General features: G+C 70.2%; 15 protein-coding genes. 6 read left to right on the plus strand and 9 right to left on the minus strand.

The features are described from left to right. Positions 1–1,049: 1,049 nt before the first annotated feature. Together ACIDOF_RS26645 and ACIDOF_RS26650 are read right to left on the minus strand one after the other, a co-directional pair. Positions 1,050–2,225 (minus strand): acyl-CoA dehydrogenase family protein, encoded by a 1,176-nt coding sequence (locus ACIDOF_RS26645; RefSeq protein ID WP_409008641.1) that lies wholly within the window; start codon positions 2,223–2,225, stop codon positions 1,050–1,052. A gap of 77 nt (positions 2,226–2,302) precedes the next feature. Then, complete coding sequence (locus ACIDOF_RS26650; RefSeq protein ID WP_409008642.1) at positions 2,303–3,859, minus strand: acyl-CoA synthetase; 1,557 nt, start codon at positions 3,857–3,859, stop codon at positions 2,303–2,305. Between the two features lie 175 nt (positions 3,860–4,034). Between ACIDOF_RS26650 and ACIDOF_RS26655 the strand changes: the two genes are divergently transcribed. The 4 genes from ACIDOF_RS26655 (at position 4,035) to ACIDOF_RS26670 (ending at position 7,862) form a co-directional block, all read left to right on the plus strand. Further along, entirely contained in the window at positions 4,035–4,718 is a 684-nt protein-coding gene (locus ACIDOF_RS26655; RefSeq protein ID WP_409008643.1) for a TetR/AcrR family transcriptional regulator, read from the plus strand. Between the two features lie 124 nt (positions 4,719–4,842). After that, the gene (locus ACIDOF_RS26660; RefSeq protein ID WP_409008644.1) at positions 4,843–5,574 is read left to right on the plus strand and encodes a DUF2470 domain-containing protein; all 732 of its coding nucleotides are present in this window, start codon (positions 4,843–4,845) and stop codon (positions 5,572–5,574) included. Positions 5,575–5,697: 123 nt separating this feature from the next. Then, positions 5,698–7,134 carry an MFS transporter gene (locus ACIDOF_RS26665; RefSeq protein WP_409008645.1) on the plus strand — a complete coding sequence of 479 codons (1,437 nt, stop codon included), beginning with the start codon at positions 5,698–5,700 and terminating at the stop codon, positions 7,132–7,134. Next, positions 7,131–7,862, plus strand: a complete 732-nt coding sequence (locus ACIDOF_RS26670; protein WP_409008646.1) for an aspartate/glutamate racemase family protein — start codon at positions 7,131–7,133, stop codon at positions 7,860–7,862. Before ACIDOF_RS26665 ends, ACIDOF_RS26670 begins: the two co-directional genes overlap by 4 nt. 77 nt (positions 7,863–7,939) lie before the next feature. On the opposite strand, the gene ACIDOF_RS26675 is transcribed toward ACIDOF_RS26670, so the two are convergent. The 5 genes from ACIDOF_RS26675 to ACIDOF_RS26695 all read right to left on the minus strand — a co-directional run bounded on the left by ACIDOF_RS26675 (position 7,940) and on the right by ACIDOF_RS26695 (position 11,997). Further along, complete coding sequence (locus ACIDOF_RS26675; RefSeq protein WP_409008647.1) at positions 7,940–8,158, minus strand: hypothetical protein; 219 nt, start codon at positions 8,156–8,158, stop codon at positions 7,940–7,942. Between the two features lie 370 nt (positions 8,159–8,528). Beyond that, positions 8,529–9,476 (minus strand): amino acid ABC transporter permease, encoded by a 948-nt coding sequence (locus ACIDOF_RS26680; RefSeq protein WP_409008648.1) that lies wholly within the window; start codon positions 9,474–9,476, stop codon positions 8,529–8,531. Continuing rightward, on the minus strand, positions 9,473–10,138 hold the full coding sequence (locus ACIDOF_RS26685) for an amino acid ABC transporter permease (RefSeq protein WP_409008649.1): 666 nt from the start codon (positions 10,136–10,138) through the stop codon (positions 9,473–9,475). The genes ACIDOF_RS26680 and ACIDOF_RS26685 overlap by 4 nt, the downstream gene beginning before the upstream one ends. A gap of 78 nt (positions 10,139–10,216) precedes the next feature. Beyond that, complete coding sequence (locus ACIDOF_RS26690) at positions 10,217–11,059, minus strand: glutamate ABC transporter substrate-binding protein (RefSeq protein ID WP_409008650.1); 843 nt, start codon at positions 11,057–11,059, stop codon at positions 10,217–10,219. Positions 11,060–11,208: 149 nt separating this feature from the next. After that, positions 11,209–11,997: an amino acid ABC transporter ATP-binding protein gene (locus ACIDOF_RS26695; protein ID WP_409008651.1), complete on the minus strand. Its 789-nt coding sequence runs from the start codon at positions 11,995–11,997 to the stop codon at positions 11,209–11,211. 1,499 nt (positions 11,998–13,496) lie between these two features. On the opposite strand from ACIDOF_RS26695, the gene ACIDOF_RS26700 reads away from it, so the two are divergent. Continuing rightward, positions 13,497–13,790, plus strand: a complete 294-nt coding sequence (locus ACIDOF_RS26700) for a hypothetical protein (protein ID WP_409008652.1) — start codon at positions 13,497–13,499, stop codon at positions 13,788–13,790. 625 nt (positions 13,791–14,415) lie between these two features. On the opposite strand, the gene ACIDOF_RS26705 is transcribed toward ACIDOF_RS26700, so the two are convergent. After that, entirely contained in the window at positions 14,416–14,754 is a 339-nt protein-coding gene (locus tag ACIDOF_RS26705) for a MerR family transcriptional regulator (protein WP_409008653.1), read from the minus strand. A gap of 851 nt (positions 14,755–15,605) precedes the next feature. On the opposite strand from ACIDOF_RS26705, the gene ACIDOF_RS26710 reads away from it, so the two are divergent. Continuing rightward, positions 15,606–15,965 (plus strand): hypothetical protein, encoded by a 360-nt coding sequence (locus ACIDOF_RS26710; protein ID WP_409008654.1) that lies wholly within the window; start codon positions 15,606–15,608, stop codon positions 15,963–15,965. Between the two features lie 109 nt (positions 15,966–16,074). Here the strand turns inward: ACIDOF_RS26710 and ACIDOF_RS26715 are convergent, their stop codons facing one another. Continuing rightward, a complete protein-coding gene (locus tag ACIDOF_RS26715) occupies positions 16,075–16,293 on the minus strand; it encodes a hypothetical protein (protein ID WP_409008655.1) in 219 nt (72 codons plus the stop codon). Positions 16,294–16,320: the final 27 nt, after the last annotated feature.

Consider the following 16,320-nt stretch of genomic DNA (forward strand, 5'->3'; position numbering starts at 1 on the left):
GACCGGGAGACCTCCGGGCCCACGCCCCCAAGCCCGCCCGGCACTTGAAGCCGAGACCGAGACAACACCCGCCCCTCGCCCGCCGCTTGGGGCGACCCACGGCTGAGCCCAACCAACAGCGCCGAGGCCGAGCACCCCCGCCCCCCCCCCGCTTCCGAAACCGAGTCACAACCGCCCTTCGCCGCCCGGCACTTGAGGCCGAACCGGGGCGCGGAGGAAGGGCCTGGCTGAGGCACGCCGCCCGACCGGCCTCCAAGGCCGAACACCTCAGCACGCCCACCATGCCGAGGACGAATCCACAGGCCCGCCCTCCCCGAGGCCCAGCAGGCACCACCCAGCCAGTCCAGCACACAGGCACCCCGAGCCCGTCCGGCGCTTGAGGACGAGCGCCCCGGCGCGATCAACAGCGCCACAGGCTCCCAGCAAGACCAGGCCGAGGCACACCCCACAACACCCCCAACCCATCCAGCACTTGAGCACGAGCACCACAGCCCAACCAACAGCGCCGAGGCCGAGCACCCCGCCCCGCTCCCGGCGCCAAGGCACAACCTCCCCCGCCTGGCCGCCCAGGGGCTGCTGCACAGGCACCCCCCGAGCCCGTCCGGCGTTTGAGGACGAGCGCCCCGGCGCGATCAACAGCGCCACAGGCTCCCGGCAAGACCAGGCCGAGGCACACCCCACAACACCCCCAGCCCATCCAGCACTTGAGCACGAGCACCACAGCCCAACCAACAGCGCCGAGGCCGAGCCCCCCGCCCCGCTCCCGGCGCCAAGGCACAACCTCCCCCGCCTGGCCGCCCAGGGGCTGCTGCACGGGCACCCCCCGAGCCCGTCCGGCGTTTGAGGACGAGCGCCCCGGCGCGATCAGCGGCGCCGCAGGCTTTCGGGAAGGGGCGGGGTGGGGTGAACGAACCGTCCTCGGCCGGCACTTGACCGCGTGCCCGCAGGGCCCACCCCCGTCCCGCCGCCAGGCAGTACGAGGCCGAAGACCGCACCGTAAGTCCGGGCGGGGCCCGGGGGCGGCGCGCCCCCGTACGTAGCTCCCCCGCTCAGACCAACCCCTTGGCAACCGCATTCCGATGAATCTCCGACGTCCCCGTGACGATCCGGAACATCCGCAGACTGCGGAAGATCTGCTCGACCTCGTGCCCCCGTGTCAGCCCCGCCTTGCCGTGGATCTGGACCGCCTGGTCGGCGACCCGGAAGCAGGCCTCGGAGGTGAACAGCTTGCACATGTTGGCCTCGACGGAGATGTTCTCGCCCCGGTCCGCGCGGACCGCCGTCGCCGTCACCATGGACCGCGCCGCGTACAGCTCGGTCGCCATGTCGGCGAGCTTGTGCTGGATCGCCTGGAGGCCGAGCAGCGGCTGCCCGAAGGCGACGCGTTCCTTGGCGTACGCGACGGACAGGTCCCAGGCGCGGCGGGCGGCGCCGATCAGGGACGGGCAGTGCAGCAGCCGGTTGAGGGTGATGCGCCCGATGCCGATGCGCAGGCCCTGTCCGATCTCGCCGAGGAGGTTGGCGGCGGGCACCCGGCAGCCGTCGAGGACGATGTCGCCCTCCATGCGCTGCCCGGACATGGGCACTTCGCCGTCGAGGACGCGGCATCCGGGGCTGTCGAGGTCGACGAGGAACGCGCTGTAGGCCTCCTCGGTCCCGGCCATCCGCGCGACGACGATCGCGAAGTCCGCGAACGGCGCGGCGGACGAGAACACCTTGTGCCCGTCGAGGACGTACGCCTCCCCGTCCGGGGTCGGCGTCGCGGTGGTCGTCATCCGGCGCACGTCGGAGCCGGCGTCCTGCTCGGTGATCGAGAAGCAGCAGGCGCGCTCGCCGCGCACGACGGGCAGCAGGTACCGCTCCAGCTGTTCCGGGGTCGCGTACTTGACGATCGCCCCGACGCGCAGCGGCCCGCCCATGTCGCCGAGGACGGAGTGCGAGAGCGCGGCGCCGGAGGCGGTCAACTCCTCTTTGAGTGCGCAGAGTTCGGTGAGGCTGAGGCCTTGCCCGCCGAGTTCCGCGGGCAGGCTGACGCCGTAGAACCCGAGTTCCCGGCTGCGCTTCCACACCTTTTCGAGGGTGGCCCTCTCGAGCGGGCTCTCCGGGGTGATGCCGTGCTCCCGCTCGTACGGGACGAGCTCGTCGGCGAGGTACGCGCGGAGGCGTACGACCAGGTCCTGGAGGCGGGGGTTGTCGTCGTAGGAGGGTTCGAGGGTGTACGGCACGGGGTGTTCCTCTTCGGAGAAGGGCGAGGGAGGCGAAGGGCCCAGCGGGGGCGGGCGGTTCGCGCGAGGATGAGCGTTCAGTGGACTCGGCGGGCCGCGCCGGCCCAGTACGGTTCGCGGATCGCGCGGCGGTCGATCTTGCCGTTGGGGTTGTGCGGCAGGGCGTCGACGATGTCCACGGAGCGCGGCTTCTTGATGCGGGCGAGGCGTGCGGCGCAGAAGTCGACGACCTCGGCCGCGTCGAGCACGGCCCCCGCGCGCGGCACGACGACCGCTTTGACGGCCTCGCCCCACTGCTCGTCGGGGACGCCGACGACGGCGGCCTCGTACACGTCGGGGTGCTGGTGCAGGACGGACTCGACCTCGACGGCGTAGATGTTGAACCCGCCGGAGATGATCATGTCTTTCTTGCGGTCGACGATGAAGACGTAGCCGTCGGCCCGGCGCCGGGCCAGGTCCCCGGTGCGGAACCAGCCGTCGCGGAACGACTCGGCGGTCAGCTCGGGCGCGTCGAGGTAGCCGGGCACGACGTCGGGCCCGCGGACGGCGATCTCGCCGATCTCCCCGTCCGGTACGGGAGTTCCGGCGTCGTCGACGATCGCGACCTCGGCCTCGGCCTGGGCGCGGCCGCAGGAAAGGAGCAGTTCCTCGTCGTCGCCCTCGATGGCGCGGCGGTGGTCGTCGGTGGTGAGGAACAGGACGCCGGAGGTGGTCTCGCCGCAGCCGTAGCCCTGCGCGAGGACCGGCCCGAACAGTTCCCAGGCCTCGCGGATGCGCCGCGGTGACATGGGCGCGGCCCCGTAGACGAGCCGGCGCAGGCTGGACAGGTCGTAGGCGCGGGCGTCGGGCAGCGCGAGCACGGCGTTGACCATGGTGGGGACGACGAACGCGTGGGTGGCGCGCTCGCGTTGGACGGTGGCGAGGAACTCGGCGGCGTCCCAGCGGGGCATGACGATCGCGCAGCCGCCGGCGAAGAAGGTCCCCATGAGCGGCATGCCGGAGGCGTGCGTGACGGGCCCGGCGAGGATCTGCCGGTCGCCGCGGCCGACGCGGGCGTCGGCGCTCATCACGGTCTTCCGCATCAGGGCGAGGCGGTTGCCGTACGTCTGGGTCGCGGCCTTGAGTCGGCCGGTGGAGCCGGAGGTGAAGTGCAGGACGGCGATGTCGTCCTCGGAGCACTCCACATCGACCGGCTCCCGCTCGTTACGGGACAGTGTGTCCAGGTATCCGGGTCCGAGGTCACTCTCCCCGTCGTACCCGACGACGACCTTCACGCCGCTTCCCGGCACGGCTTCGCGGGCCGCGTCCAGGTGGGCGGCGTCGAGGAGGAGTGCGGTGGCGTCGGACTCGCGCAGCAGGTGGGCGACCTCGGCGGCGCCGAGCCGTGCGTTGATCGGCACCCGGGTCAACCCGGCCTTGTAGAGGGCGATTTCGGTGACGACGAGCTCGACCCGGTTGGCGGCCAGGGTGGCGACGCGGCCGCCGGGGCCGACGCCGAGTTCGCGCAGGGCGACGGCGAGCCGGTCGCTCTGCTCGTCGAGTTCGGCGTAGCTGAGCCTGCTCTCGCCGCAGACGACGGCTTCGGCTCCGGGCTGCTGGGTGGCGGTACGGCGCAGGAAACGCCCCAGGTTCATGAAATGGCTCCCCATCGAGTTACTGAACAGAATGTCTCGTATCTAGCTTGGCGTGTGGCAACGTAAGGCCGGCGTTAGGGTCGGGTCAACGGCCCGGAGCCGACGGCCGGCCGGCGAACCGGGCAGGGCCGGGCCGAGCCGGGCCGGAATCACCGCTCACCGAAGAGGAATCCACGTGCAGAAGAAGCGCGCAGCCGAAGCGGCGGCCGAACGCCCCGCGACCGGGACGGGCAAGCCGCTCGGCGACCGCCGCGTACGCAGGACCCGCGCCGCCCTGCGCACGGCCCTGGTCGAACTGGTCCTGGAGAAGGGGTTCCACGCGATCACGGTCGAGGAGATCACCGACCGCGCGGACATCGGCAGGGCCACGTTCTACGCGCACTACCGGGACAAGGAGGACCTGCTGATCGGCATCGTGCAGGACCTCGCGCAGGACCGCGAACGCCTGCTGCCCGCCGTCGAACAGGCCAGGGAGCAGGGCTTCACGGGCCTGCCGGTGCTGTACATCTTCCAGCACGCCGAACAGGAGCGCCCCGTCTACCGGGTGATCCTCCGCGGCGAGGGCGACGGCCGAGCGCTGCGCGAGTTCACCGACCTGATCCGCGCCAAGGCGGAGGCCCTCTTCCGGGAACGCACCGAGCAGCTCGGCGTGACGCCCCGCGTCCCCCTGGACGTGGTCGCCCGCGCCTGGACCGGCGAGTTGATCGCCCTGCTGTCCTGGTGGGTCGAGTCGGACACCGGCTACACGGCGGAACAGATCACGGCCCACCTGCGGGACCTGTCGGTGTACGGGCGGGTGTGGGCGACGGGGCTGACGCCGTTGGACGCGCCGGGGGCGGGGGATCCGGTCGGGGCGTGAGCATGGACGAACCCCGAAGGGAAAGTTAGGTTAGCCTTACCTCACCGAGGAGAGGGGTCGTCCGGGCTGCTCTGCGGCGACCCCTCTTCGGCCCCGACCTGCCCCGCCCCGCAAGGAGTTCACCGTGAGCGCCGCCGCAGACCCCGAACTGCCCGAGCAGACCGCCGCGGAGCGCGTACGCTCCCTCCTCGCCCAGGCCGTCTCCCTGTCCCTGACCACGGACGGGCAGGACTACGACCTCATCGGCATGCACTCGGTCGGCAGCAAGGGGCAGATCACCCTGCACCCACAGCCCGACACCCCGCTCGCCGCACAGATCGCCACGGCGCCCCGCGGCACGCTCGCCGCGCTCCTCGACTTCACCGACATCGCGCCGACCGCGCTCCGCGACCGCGTGCGGGCGCGCGTCACCATCTCCGGCTGGCTCACCCCGGCCGACGACGGCTCACTCCGGCTCGACCTGGCGCGCGTCACCCTGCGCACGCCGACCGGCACGCACGAGGTGGGCCTGGACGAGTACGCCCTCGCGGAGGCCGATCCGCTCGCCGTCGAGGAAGCGGCGATGCTGACCCATCTCGCCGACGCGCACGACGACATGGTGACCGACCTGCTCCTCCGCTCCGGCTCCCGCCTCCCGTACGGCGTCCGGCGGACCCTGCCCCTCGCCGTCGACCGGCACGGCATCACGCTGCGCTGCGAGTACCGCGAGGGCCACTGCGACCTCCGCCTCCTCTTCCCGGCCACGGCCCGCGACGCGGTGCACGCCGGCGAACAGGTCAGGCGGCTGCTCACGCTGCCCCCGCCGTCCCCGAACTGCGGCCATCGGCGCCGCGGTTGGTCGACCATCAAGGGCTGAGGCCGGCCGCGCACGCCCCTTGACGCCGCCCACAACCACACATGAAGCTTCCGTCTGCCGAAAATGGTATTCCATTTTTGGGTCCCGTTCCTGCTCGGAAGGACCACCATGGAAGCTCCCCCGGTGAGAAGCGCCCAGGACGTCAGTCCCCGCCATCGCCAACTGGAGGACACGCTCGACCGGATCGGCGTCACCGGTGCGCACAAGCAGATCGGCGCGATGGTGCTGCTCGGCGTGTTCTTCGACGCGCTGGAACAGAACGCGGTCGGGTTGGTCGGGCCCGTGCTGCAGGAGTCGTGGGGGACGTCGGCCGCCGAGCTCGGCTTCCTCAACACGATCACGTTCACCGCGGCCGCGCTCGGCCGGCTCACGACCGGCGTCATCGGCGACAAGATGGGCCGCCGCGCGATGCTGACGGTCAATCTGCTGCTGTTCTCGCTCGGCGCGCTGATCTGCGCGTTCGCCCCCGTCTACTGGGTGGTGGCGGTCGGCCGGTTCATCGTCGGTTTCGGCCTGGGCGGCGAGATCGCCATCGCCGTGACGATGATGTCCGAGTTCTTCGCGGCCCGGCACCGCGGCACCGCCGTCGGCATCATCAACGTCACGGCGGGCGGCCTCGGCAACATGCTCGCGCCCGGCTTCGGGGTCCTCGTCTTCACCGTGTTCACCGGGCCCGACCGCTGGCGCTGGCTGTTCGGACTGCTCGCCGTACCCGCGCTCCTGGTGCTCTTCTACCGGCGGTACGTGCCCGAGACCCCGCGCTATCTGCTCTCCCGCGGCCGGGTCGACGAGGCCAACCTCGTCCTCAACCGCCTCGCCTCCGGCCGGCTCCGCGGCGACCTCGGCGCACCCGAGCGGTTCATCGACGCGGTCGAGACCGGCGAACGTGTCGTACCCGAACGCAACCGCCTGCGCGACGTGTTCGCCGGGGCGCTGCGCCGCCGCACCCTGTCCCTCGGCGTCGCCGTCTGCATGTCGTACGGCGCGCAGATCTCCATCCTGTCGCTGATGCCGACGATCCTCGTGGCGCAGGGCCACAGCATCACCAAGTCCCTGGTGTTCACGCTCGTCATGCAGTCCGGCTCGCTGCTCGGCGCGCTGATCGCGTCCACCGCGGCCCGTTACGTACCGCGCAAGCTCGTCCTCACCATCACCGCCGGGCTCGGCTGCGCCGCCGCGTTCGCCTTCGGGTTCCTGGCGTCGAACGTCGCGCTCATCCTCACCCTGGGCGCGCTCGTCAACTGCTGCATCATCACGCTCAACACCACCATCTGGATCTTCGCGCCGGAGCAATTCCCCACCCGCGTACGGGCGTTCGGCACGTCGATCATCCTGGCCCTCGGCTCGCTCGCCGGCGGCCTCACCCCGATCTTCGCCGGCGCCGCGTTCGACGCATACGGCATGGCCGGGATGTTCACGCTGCTCGGCGTACTCTTCGTGGGCCTCGCCGTGTCGGTGCAGTTCCCGCCGGAGACGTACGGCAGGTCCATGGAGGAGTCGCCGGAGGCGCCGGAGGAACCGGAAGCAGCGGCGGACGCGACGGCGGAGAGCACCAAGTGACCGTTCCCCACGGGCTCGTGGCCCTGATCAACCCCAACACCTCGCAGGCCACCACGGCCATGATGACCGCCATCGCCCGCCGCACCCTGCGCCCCGACGACGGCTACGAGGTGCGCGGCCTCACCGTCGCCGACGGCCCCGCGATGCTCGTCACCGAGGACGCCCTCCGCGCCTCGGCGCCCCAGGTCGTACGAGCCGCGCAGCAGGCGCTCGCCGGGCCCGACGGCGCGCGGATCGGGGCGTTCGTGGTGAGCGCGTTCGGCGACCCGGGCGTGGAGGCGCTGCGCGCGCTCACCGACGTGCCGGTCGTCGGCATCGCCGAGGCCGCGATGGCCGAGGCCGCGACAGCCGGGGTTGCCACAGCGGGGGCCGGCACGGCGGGGGCCGCCACGTCCGGCCGCCGTTTCGGCATCGCGACGACGACCCCCGGTCTGACCGACGCGATCACGGCCCGCGTCGACATGCTCGGCTGGGCCGACCGGTTCACGGGCATCCGCCTCACGCCCGGCGACCCGCTCCGACTCGCCGCGTCGCCCGAGGAGATGACGGAGCGTCTGGCCGAGGCGGTCGAGGCCTGCGTCACCGAGGACGGCGCCGAAGCGGTGATCATCGGCGGCGGCCCCCTCGGCGAGTCCGCGGAGGCCCTGCGCGCCCGCTTCCCGGTCCCGGTGATCGGCCCGATCCCGTCGGCGTGCGCACGGGTGCGGGAGCTGCTGGCCTCCGCGTGAACCCCGACGGCCCGCCCCCACGCACGAGGGGCGGGCCGTCGGGGTTCCGCAGCTGCGCCTGTCCGCGTATGCGCAGCTCAGGCCGAGGCCGTGACCATGCGGTCGAGTTCGCCGGCCTTGGCCTGGGCCACCAGATCGGCGAACTGGTCCTCGCTCATCTGGACCTGCTGACCGAAGTCGTCGGTGATGCGCACGCGCTTGTCCGCGGGCGCCTCGGCGTCGACGAACAGCTGCGGGCAGCCGCAGTCGCATTTGCCGCAGAAGGTCGCGATCGGTTCCGGAGTCCTGTCGGGCATCAGTGCCACCTCGCCGTTTCGGGAATGTGGGCGTACCGCCACGTCAAGACTGCCCCGCAGCCGTTCCACGGCAAACGGTTCGTACGAGCCGACCGCAGCACACCGAAGCCCCGGCGGCGCACGCCGCGAACCGTGCGCCCGCCCGCGCGGCGCCCGAGCTGCCCGTGCACCAAGTCGCAAGGCGCACACGGCAGTTGACAGCAGCAAACCCGCCCGCAGAGTCCCCGCGTGAGACACACATCCGGGACGCCTACCCGCGCGGCGCGCCCCCCGTACGCACGCAGCGAGCCGACCGCCACGTATCCGGCACGTCGGGTCCGCACCAGTTCCTCTCGTACGCCCTGTTCATCCTTGAACCGGAACCGGGCCCTCACCCGCTGGGTCTGCCGCCCCCGTCGCCCGGCCCCGGCGGGCCCAGTTCGTCGCGTCCCATGTGCTCGCCCGGCGTCGCCAGCTCCTCGACCGTGTCCGCGCCGACCACCGCGCCCGTGGACTTCTTGCCGCGCCGCAGCCGCGCCTCCAGCCAGCTCGCGAACGAGGTGAGCGCGAAGTTCAGTACGACGAAGATGACCGCGACCACCGTGAAGCTGGCGATGGTGTTCGCCCCGTAGTTCGCGCTCATCGGCCGGACGGACGCGAGGAGTTCGGAGAAGCCGAGCAGCGCGCCGCCGAGCGCGGTGTCCTTCACGATGACGACCAGCTGGCTGACGATCGCGGGCAGCATCGCCGTCACCGACTGCGGCAGCAGCACATGCCGCATGACCTGGTTCTTGCGCATGCCGATCGCCTTGGCCGCGTCGGTCTGGCCGCGCGGCAGGGACAGGATCCCGGCCCGTACGATCTCCGCGAGCACCGAGGCGTTGTAGAGAACGAGCCCGGTGACCACGGCGTACAGCGGCCGGCTGTCGGGGCTGATGTCGGTGAACTCGGAGTACGCCGCGTTCGCGAACAGCATCAGGATCAGCACCGGGATGGCCCGGAAGAACTCCACGACCGCACCGGCCGGGCCGCGTACCCACCAGTGGTCGGAGAGCCGGGCGATGCCGAACAGCGCGCCGAGCGGCAGCGCGATCACCATGGCCAGCGCGGCGGCGACCAGCGTGTCCTTCAGGCCCGGCAGCAGATACGTGGTCCAGGCGCGGGCGTCCGTGAAGAAGGGCCGCCACTTGACCCACTCCAGCTGGTTCTTGTCGGCGAGGCTCTGCGCCACCCACCAGACCAGGACGCCGAGGGCGACCAGGAACAGCACGGTGTAGAGGACGTTGCGGCGCTTGGCACGCGGCCCCGGGACGTCGTACAGGACGTTCTGCGCTCTCATCGCCGCACCGACACCTTCTTGCTCACCCAGCCGAGGAACAGCCCGGTCGGGAGGGTGAGGCAGACGAATCCGAACGCGAAGATGGCGGAGATCAGGATGAGTTGGGCCTCGTTCTCGATCATCTCCCGCATCAGCAGCGCCGCCTCGGCGACCCCGATCGCCGCGGCCACGGTCGTGTTCTTGGTCAGCGCGATCAGTACGTTCGCGAGCGGGCCGACCACGGAACGGAAGGCCTGCGGCAGCACGATGAGCCGCAGCACCTGCGGAAAGCTCAGGCCGATGGCCCGCGCCGCCTCGGTCTGGCCGACGGGCACCGTGTTGATGCCGGACCGTAGCGCCTCGCAGACGAACGACGAGGTGTAGGCGATCAGGCCGAGCACGGCGAGCCGGAAGTTGATCGTCGTGAAGTCCTTCGCGCCGAGCGTCACACCGAGCGTCTGGAACAGCCCGAGCGAGGTGAACACGATGACGACGGTGAGCGGGATGTTCCGCACCACGTTGACGTACGCGGTGCCGAAGCCCCGCATCAGGGGCACGGGGCTGACGCGCATGGCGGCGAGGACCGTGCCCCAGATCAGGGAGCCGACCGCGGAGTACAGGGTGAGCTGCACGGTCACCCAGAAGGCGCCGAGGAGGTCGTACCCCTCCAGGAAGTCGAACACGTTCTCCCGACCTTCCACCTGAGGGAAGGGGCGACGCGCGCCGCCGTCAGGCGGGCGGCGCGCCGTGGCTCACCCGCTTCACTTGACGATGACGCCGATCTTCGGCGCGGGCTCGTTCTTGTAGTTCGCCGGGCCGAAGTTCTTCTTGACGGCGGCGTCCCAGGAGCCGTCCTCGACCATCTTCTGCAGGGCGGTGTTGATCTGCCCCTTGAGTTCGCTGCCCTTCTTGACGCCGATGCCGTAGTTCTCGTTGCTCAGCTTGAAGCCGCCGAGCCGGAACTTGCCCTTGTGCTCGGGCTGCGAGGCGTAACCGGCGAGGATCGAGTCGTCGGTGGTCAGGGCGTCGATGACCTTGTTCTCCAGGCCGGTCAGGCACTCCGAGTACCCGCCGTACTCCTGCAGTTGGGCCTTCGGCGCGATCTCCGCCTTGACGTTCTGCGCCGAGGTGGAGCCCGTGACCGAGCAGAGCTTCTTGTTGTTGAGGTCCTCGGGCTTCTTGATGGACTGGTCGTCCGCCCGGACCAGCACGTCCTGGTGCGCCAGGAGGTAGGGCCCGGCGAAGTCGACCTTCTTCTCCCGCTCCGGGTTGATCGAGTACGAGGCCGCGATGAAGTCGACGTCGCCGCGCTGCAGCAGCGTCTCGCGGTCGGCGCTCTTCGCCTCCTTCCACTCGATGTCCCCGGCGTCGTGCCCCAGCTCCTTCGCCACGTACGTCGCCACGTCCACGTCGAAGCCGGTGTACTTGCCGTCCGGGGTCTTCAGGCCGACGCCCGGCTGGTCGAACTTGATGCCGATGGTGATCTTGTCGCCGCCCGAGCCGGAGCCCGAGCCGCCGCCGTCATCGCCCCCGCCGCAGCCGGCGGCGGTCAGGGACAGCACGACTGCGGCGGCTGCCGCGACGGTGACCTTGTGAACGTTCATGGTGCTCTTCCCTAGTGCCGAAGGCCCCCCGGGATCAGTGGTGCTGCTCTGCCGTTCGTATCTGTGATGCTGGTGCCGTTCGTATCAGTGGTGCTGGTGCCGTTCGTATCAGTGGTGCTGGTGCCGTTCGTATCAGTGACGCTGGTCTGTCAATGGTGCAGGATCTTGGAGAGGAAGTCCTTGGCCCGCTCGCTGCTCGGGGCGGTGAAGAACTGGGCGGGTGTGGTCTCCTCCACGATGCGGCCGTCCGCCATGAACACCACGCGGTTGGCCGCGGACCGGGCGAAGCCCATCTCGTGGGTGACGACGACCATGGTCATGCCGTCCCGGGCGAGCTGCTGCATCACCTCGAGCACCTCGTTGATCATCTCGGGGTCGAGCGCGGAGGTCGGCTCGTCGAAAAGCATGATCTTCGGGTCCATGGCCAGCGCCCTGGCGATCGCGACGCGCTGCTGCTGGCCGCCGGAGAGCTGCGCCGGGTACTTGTCCGCCTGCGAGGCGACGCCCACCCGGTCGAGCAACTGCCGGGCCCGCTCCTCGGCGGCCTTCTTGTCCTTCCTGCGCACCCTGATCTGCCCGAGCGTCACGTTGTCGAGCACGGTCTTGTGCGCGAACAGGTTGAAGGACTGGAACACCATGCCCACGTCGGCCCGCAGCGCGGCCAGCTCACGGCCCTCGGCGGGCAGGGGCTTGCCGTCGATGACGATCTCGCCCGAGTCGATGGTCTCCAGGCGGTTGATGGCCCGGCACAACGTGGACTTCCCGCCCCCGGACGGCCCGATGACGACGACGACCTCGCCGCGCGCGATCGTCAGGCCGATGTCCTGGAGGACGTGCAGCGCACCGAAGTGCTTGTTGACGTCCCGCAGCACGACCAGATCGCCCGCGGCCGGAGTGAGAATCTCTTGGCTCACGGCTACTCCGCTCCTCGGGTTCATGGTCCGTCTTCCCGAAGAAAGCCGCACGCCGAGGAGGAGAGGCGCCGCTGCGCCTTGCCGCCGGGCTCCGCAGAGGAGCCCTACAGGGGCACTACTTCGCCTTGTCGGCAGGCTCCAGGATCGCCACGCACTCCAAGTGATGCGTCATCGGAAACAGGTCTGAAAATCGGATCATCTTAAAACACCAGGTCAGGCGGCACTTTCGGGCTCACCCAGCTGCCCGACACCCCTTTGAGTGTCAGACGAGCGTCAAGCGATGCCGCCTTGCCAGCACCTTAGGACCGGCCGACTACAGACCTCACTACCGATCTCGACAGGCACGGAGGGGTCACCGTTCCACCGGACAGCCGCCTGAGCACTGCACATAGTTTAGCGGGCGCCTGATAGCTGCTCGCGGGGCGACCACCCTCGCGTTCCACCACCGTGCGTGCCAGTCTCGGAACCTGACCGCGCTTCCCCTCGGATCCCGACGATCCCGGATGCACAGACTCGCCTCTCGCTCAACACCCCACTCACGGGCCTGCACCTTCAGCGGGAACGTCGCGGAGAAGCGTCGGCCCGCACGATCCCGGACCGTAGCCTGCCAATTGCCCGAACTCAGCCTCCGCAGATACAGATGCGCTCCTCAACTACCGGCTGCACCAGCTTCAGTTGGTGCAGCCCACCGTGAACCTTTCGCCAAGACCGATACGCCGGAGCCTGCCAGCTCAGGCGCCACGTCCCTCAGATGCCGCCTCAAACCACTCCGATCGGCACGGCAGTCAACTCGGCTGCTCCGCCAACTCATGGTTCGATTGCGCAACCACGTCGATCGCTCGCCACAGACGGTCGGCCTATCTGGCCCGTGGCCTGGGCACGCAGTTCGAAGATCAACCCGGCAGTCTAAGTCCGGGTACCACCGGGTCCCTCTGCTCGTCGGTACACGCGCCCGACCAGTCGCGCATCCTCGGTGCCGTGTTCCAGGGCGGGTTCGGAGGGAAGCGGGCAGACCTGGCAGGGTTCGGGCTAGTGACGCTCCAGGCGTGCGCGTCTCAGCCGTGTGGCCAAGTGGCCACACACGGGCCTCCTCGACACCTCATAGACCGCCGCACCGCAGAACTTCAAGTGCCTGAACGCGTTCTCGAGCAGCCTCGCCCGGGGCAACCTCACCTTGCTCGACGCCGTCGACGCGCTCACCGAGAAGGGCGGACGCCGAAGATTGATCAGGCGGATTTGTCTAAAAGGCCGCGCAGCGCAGGAAATGGGCACCGGCGGCACACCCTCTTGGCGCGCCGCCCCGAAAGCGCGGTATCCGGTTACGGGTCGTATTCCCTGCGGGCCGGTCATCGCCTCCATAGGGACCGCGCGATGTCGCCCTCGACCACATCGGTGACGTCCGCGTCCATGCCACCTACCGCACCGACCATCCCACTCACCGGGCACTCTGACTTGCCACGTATTGGCTGTGATGGCTGGTGGGCCGCCCGCAGGCCCTGCCCCGGCTCGTTGAGAATGCGTGCGTGAGCCTCACTCCCGTCACTCCCCAGGAAGCCACTCGCCGTATCGCGGCCCGCGCCCTGGCGCAGGTTCTCCAGCCGGGGCACAGTCGCGTCGCCGAGGACTACCGGCGGGTCGAGGGGTTCGGGGAGCTGCCGGAGGATCTGCGGACGGTCGAGGCGGAGGAGGGCAGCCGGATCGCGTTGGAGATGCTCCTGGGCCGGCTTGCCGGCCGGGCGGGGCGACGCGCCGGACTACCGACCGATTTCGCGAGCGGGCCGTGCAGCGAGCCGAGGAGGGGCCGCCGCTGGACGTGACGCTGCGCACGTACGTGGCGGCACCGCGGCGGCTGACCGGGTGCTGGTCCGGCGCACCCGGCCGGGCGATGGAGGACGGCCTCGTGCTGCTGCTCGACGAGCTGTTCCACGCTCTCGAGCAGACCCCTCGCACGCACTTCACCGATGCCTATCCGGGCGAGCACGAGGAGCTGCGGGCCGAGCGTCGTGCGGCCCAGCAGGCGCTGGCCCGCGCCCTGTTGGAGGCAGGTCGGTCGGCACGCTCGCCGGCCGGCTGGCCCTGCCACTCGCCCGCACCTACACCGTCTCGGAGGTGCGAGCCGACACGCCGCCCACCGGGCTGGGCGCGGTCGTGCGCCATGGCCACATTCGCCGACCCGCGGACGGCGAGACCGTCACGGAGAACGTCGAGGACCGCGCCTCACCGGACTGACGCGCGACGCCTGGCACCTCGCGAGGCAGGTCTGCGACCAGTACGGCAGGACACCGCCCACGCCGTCGAGATCACCCTGGGCTGGCCGGCCGTCGGCGACGGGCAGACCTTCCACGTGTCCGCGGTCGCCGAACGCCTCGACAAGCACCCGTCACCAGAAGGGCTCCTCCGCATGGAAGCGGGATCGCCGGAGGTACAGCCGTGGGCTCCGTCTCAGCCTGCAGTCGGCGGGTCGGCCGCTTCGGCCGCGCGGCGATATTCCGCGTTGATGCGCTGAGCTTCTTCGAGCTGGTCTTCCAGGACGATGATGCGGCAGGCCGCCTCGACGGGCGTGCCCTGGTCGACGAGTTCGCGTGCGCGGGCGGCGATGCGTAGCTGGTAGCGGGAGTAGCGGCGGTGGCCGCCCTCGGAGCGCAGCGGTGTGATCAGGCGGGCCTCGCCGATCGCGCGGAGGAACCCCTGCGTGGTGCCGAGCATCTCGGCGGCCCGGCCCATCGTGTAGGCGGGGTAGTCCTCGTCGTCGAGCCGGTCGTACGAGTCATCTGCTGTCATCTGCACCTCTCTCTGGAACGCGTCGAGGGGCCCTGGTGCCGTACGGCACCAGGGCCCCGAAGGAACTTTTACACCACGTGCCGACCCTGATACGACGTCGGCCCTCTGTATCCGCCTGCCCGACACACACACTGCCGGGAGTACGGGGATCGCGGTTGCTTGACCGGAGACCACCTCACTATCGATGTCCTGCGGTACCCGGACTTGAGACTTACGTCCGGGCGATCCTCATGGTGCTTCGTTCCTCCGTTCTTCCTCAGTGATCAACTTCCTACCAACGGGGTACTGCGCACCGCACTCGCAGGAACCGGATCCGCCATGTCATGACGGCGGTCCCGCTGCGGCGGCCCCTGATCACTGCGGGCCACCCGGTCCGGCCGTCAGCCCCGTCGCCGTCCTGCAACCAACCTGGCTTCGGAACTCCACCGCCGTACCGTCCTGCGCACTGCGACTTCAGGTACTGCCGCCCGGCAGTTCGTCTCTGCCGAGCCCTTCTGTCTGCCCTCTGGTTACGAGAGAAACCATAGCGACACCACAACCCAATGTCTACTGCGGCCAACATAGATTTTCGAGTATTCAGTCGCGAGGTAATCGACCTCGAACGGCGATGCGGGCGCCTGGCGGCGCGCACCCGTGGCATCGAAGTGTCTGTTCACACGGTCCCCAGCGCCCAGGCCCCGCACATGCGCACCCGACCTCGGCGCCGGAGGCCGCGCCAGCCTCGTCAATCGGCATGCCGCATCGAGCGCGGCACCCGGCGGCCCTCTGACGGGAGGCCGGTGCCTGCCGTTCTCGCTCGGTAACGGGGGCAGATTGAGGAGCGGAACGCCACGTGAATAGGATCCGCTTCCATGTCGAAGCCTGACGAACTGCTCGTTGACATCGCCACTTTGGTGGAGTCCGGGCAGAGCAACCAGATGTCCCTGACGGTGGTCACCGGTGGCGCTGTCATCACCGGGCGGCTGGCGTCCGAAGCGGTGTGGAGGCAGCGGGTGTCAGAGGTCCTGGCGGACTCCGCCCGCCTGGGCGAGTTCTCCCCCGTCTTCACCGCTACGGCGCGCGACGGCGGGCCGCCCGCCTACCTGCACTTCCACATGGCGCGGATCCTTCAGGGCACGGTGGGGATCCCGGAGACCGGCGGGATGTACCGCGTCGCGATCGCCGACGTCAGCGCCTGGAGCATGGGCGACTTCAGCTACTCCGATCACTGACTCCGCGCCCTCGCCCTCAGGCGTAACCAACCCACCGATACGCGAGAGGCCCGAACGGCGTGTGCCGTTCGGGCCTCTCGGCTGTTGGGGCGTCAGATCACGTCCGCCCTCAGGCGAGGGTCAGACGGCCGCCGGGCGTCGGCCGGCACGAAGTCACGCCGGATCGAATCGGGCCCGCCGACGGGCCCGTTGGCCCGACCTGGTCGACCTGCCCGTCGGGATGGGTGCGGCGGCCGATCGAACACGGACGCATGGCGGTCTCCTCGGCTTTGACGCCCTTCATGGAGCTCAGGATGCCGCTCTTGGTGAAGCCGAAGCGCGCGATCACACAGCGCCTCATGCCCGACAGCGAGAG

This window comes from Streptomyces sp. Da 82-17 (assembly GCF_046098215.1).
GTDB lineage: Bacteria > Actinomycetota > Actinomycetes > Streptomycetales > Streptomycetaceae > Streptomyces.

Bases quoted from the DNA above. Each gene is read 5' to 3' on its own strand.
- ACIDOF_RS26650 (WP_409008642.1), bottom strand. From the start codon at position 3,859: ATGAACCTGGGGCGTTTCCTGCGCCGTACCGCCACCCAGCAGCCCGGA.
- ACIDOF_RS26675 (WP_409008647.1), bottom strand. From the start codon at position 8,158: ATGCCCGACAGGACTCCGGAACCGATCGCGACCTTCTGCGGCAAATGC.
- ACIDOF_RS26680 (WP_409008648.1), bottom strand. From the start codon at position 9,476: ATGAGAGCGCAGAACGTCCTGTACGACGTCCCGGGGCCGCGTGCCAAG.
- ACIDOF_RS26690 (WP_409008650.1), bottom strand. From the start codon at position 11,059: ATGAACGTTCACAAGGTCACCGTCGCGGCAGCCGCCGCAGTCGTGCTG.
- ACIDOF_RS26695 (WP_409008651.1), bottom strand. From the start codon at position 11,997: ATGAACCCGAGGAGCGGAGTAGCCGTGAGCCAAGAGATTCTCACTCCG.
- ACIDOF_RS26705 (WP_409008653.1), bottom strand. From the start codon at position 14,754: ATGACAGCAGATGACTCGTACGACCGGCTCGACGACGAGGACTACCCC.
- ACIDOF_RS26710 (WP_409008654.1), top strand. From the start codon at position 15,606: ATGTCGAAGCCTGACGAACTGCTCGTTGACATCGCCACTTTGGTGGAG.